Source organism: Butyricicoccus sp., from assembly GCF_050872565.1.
Taxonomy (GTDB): domain Bacteria; phylum Bacillota; class Clostridia; order Oscillospirales; family Butyricicoccaceae; genus Butyricicoccus_A.
In genome coordinates, this window is record NZ_JBNMHC010000328.1 from 1 (window position 1) to 2,498 (window position 2,498).

Below are 2,498 nucleotides of genomic sequence, written 5' to 3' on the forward strand. Positions count from 1 at the left end.
ATACAACCCCTTAGCATTGCTCTCCAACGCAATATCCTTTGCAATCAGCAGCCGAAGCACCTCATCGACATAGTTTTTATATCCCTTGAGGGACGGCTGATTGTGCGGCAGCTTCATCACTCGAAGCGGATAATCCAAATGTGCAAGAATTTGAATGTCTCCAAACGCGAGTAATTCCCGTACTTCTATAAAATATTTTTCCCAGAACTCATCCGGATGAATAAACTCATACTGATAAAAATATAAATCCATATCATCCGATAACTGGTGAATCGAGCCAATGACATAATCAAATGGATACGCCTGAATTAGCGCATGTGCCTGTTCCGGCGCTGCGTGCGGCTGTCCAATTTCCACACCTGCACGCAGGATAATTTTGTCTTGATATGCGTCTTGCGCATCCAAAATATCTTTTTGCTCCGCTGCCAAATCCGGCATAATGGTTCTTCCGGTTCGGAACGGTGCAATTTCCTCTTGATAGCCAGAAAAGTTCACGATACCCGGTGTGAAATCATTCTCTTGCAAAGTATCTTTGCGAAAAAATTCCACATGCTCGGTAAAGCCTAAGACGTCAACGCCTTTTTGCACAGCACTTGCCACATGGTCAAGCACCGGCTTATCTTCCGCATCGTAAGAATACTTGGTATGGGTGTGCAGATCTAACAGCATTCTGTTGTTCCTCATTTCATCAAACAATATAGTTATTATACTGCCAGACGCTCTGAAACACAAGCACAGCATGTATAGCCATGCGAAAAATTGGAGAAACTGCAAACAGCATGGAAAAGGAGGTTTCTATATATGGACAAATTTATCCTGACGCTCGTCATCATCGGTGCCATCAACTGGGGATGCATCGGTTTTTTCGGGCTGGATGTCGTCGGCGTATTATTTGGCGGACAGGGTTCGTTTGTCAGCCGCGTGATTTATGCACTGGTCGGGCTTGCAGGATTGTGGGCGCTCACATTTTACGCAAAACTGCGCAGCGGCACATCCAATTCATAAATCCGCAGGACACACAAAAAGGGGGCAGGAAATCTTCCTGCCCCTCATTTGTGGATTCCTATAGGGAATTACTTAGCCTCGTTTACCAGGCGCTGGGTATCTTCTGCGATTACCAGCTCCTCGTTGGTCGGGATAACCAGAACACGAACACGTGCGTAGTCAACGGAAATATCCATCTGACGGCCACGGTACTTGTTCTTCTCCGGGTCAACCTTGATGCCCAGATACTCCATGTGCTCGCAAACGTCCCAACGAACAGAACGGTCGTTCTCACCTACGCCAGCGGTGAAGACGATTGCATCAACGCCGCCCATCTCAGCGATGTAGGAGCCGATGATCTTCTTAACGGACAGGTTGAACATGTCCTTTGCCAGCTTTGCGCGCTTGTTGCCCTCTTCGATAGCAACGTCCAGATCGCGGAAGTCAGAGGATACACCAGAAATACCCAGCATACCGGACTTCTTGTTCAGAACATCGATGATTTCATCTGCATGTTTGTGCTCATGATCGCACAGGAAGGAGATGATAGCCGGGTCGATGTTACCAGCACGAGTGCCCATCGGCAGACCAGCCAGCGGGGTGAAGCCCATGGAGGTATCCATCGACTTGCCGCCCTTGATAGCAGCGATAGAAGAGCCGTTGCCCAGATGGCAAGTAATCAGACGCAGGTTTTCGATCGGAATACCCAGCATCTCAGAAGCCTGCTGAGAAACGTACTTATGGGAGGTACCGTGGAAGCCGTAACGACGGATCTTGTACTTCTCATAGTACTCATACGGCAGAGCGTACATGTAATGCTCCGGCGGCATGGTCTGATGGAAAGCGGTATCAAATACAGCTACCTGCGGGATATTCTCGCCCATAACGTCCTTGCACGCACTGATACCAATCAGGTTTGCGGTGTTGTGCAGCGGTGCCAGCGGTACGCAAGCCTCAATTGCCTTGATTACTTCATCATTGATGAGAACGGAATCAGCAAAGTACTCGCCGCCGTGTACGACACGATGACCGACAGCATCGATCTCGGACATAGACTCGATAACGCCCCACTCCTTGTCAACCAGGATGTTGATGACAGCGCGGATTGCATCGGCATGATCCTTCATCGGAACGTCTGCCTTGTACTTCTCTTCCTTGTTCGGGTTGGTGTGAGTCAGACGGCCGTCAATACCGATTCTCTCGCACAGACCCTTAGCCAGAACAGCCTTGTTGTCCATGTTGAAGAGCTGGTACTTCAGGGAAGAGCTGCCTGCATTGATTACCAAAACATTCATTTCTCTTTGGTCTCCTTTATCCAATGATTATTTCTTGCAAGAATATCGCCAAAATAGTACAATATACTTAATTCTATTTTACACCGCTTTATCAAATTTCTCAACTGTTTTCTCAAGAAATTTGGAGGTTTTTATGAAAGTTTGTGCTGTTATTACAGAGTATAATCCATTTCACGCCGGACATCTGTTCCAAATCCGGGAAATTTTGCGCCGGATGCC

At 47.8% G+C, this 2,498-nt stretch carries 4 protein-coding genes; 2 read left to right on the top strand and 2 right to left on the bottom strand.

Annotation, left to right across the window (positions count from 1 at the left end; genetic code table 11):
- On the bottom strand, positions 1–669 hold a 669-nt coding region (locus ACR0P9_RS10865; RefSeq protein ID WP_432620046.1), incomplete at its 3' end, for a PHP domain-containing protein.
- A gap of 132 nt (positions 670–801) precedes the next feature.
- Between ACR0P9_RS10865 and ACR0P9_RS10870 the strand changes: the two genes are divergently transcribed.
- Positions 802–1,005 carry a DUF378 domain-containing protein gene (locus ACR0P9_RS10870; RefSeq protein ID WP_216470516.1) on the top strand — a complete coding sequence of 68 codons (204 nt, stop codon included), beginning with the start codon at positions 802–804 and terminating at the stop codon, positions 1,003–1,005.
- Positions 1,006–1,073: 68 nt separating this feature from the next.
- Here the strand turns inward: ACR0P9_RS10870 and ACR0P9_RS10875 are convergent, their stop codons facing one another.
- Positions 1,074–2,279, bottom strand: a complete 1,206-nt coding sequence (locus tag ACR0P9_RS10875) for an acetate/propionate family kinase (protein ID WP_432620049.1) — start codon at positions 2,277–2,279, stop codon at positions 1,074–1,076.
- Between ACR0P9_RS10875 and ACR0P9_RS10880 the strand changes: the two genes are divergently transcribed.
- Positions 2,260–2,498 (top strand): nucleotidyltransferase family protein (locus ACR0P9_RS10880; protein ID WP_432620051.1); only part of this gene is annotated, 239 nt, incomplete at its 3' end. The two genes, ACR0P9_RS10875 and ACR0P9_RS10880, sit on opposite strands and share 20 nt — an antisense overlap.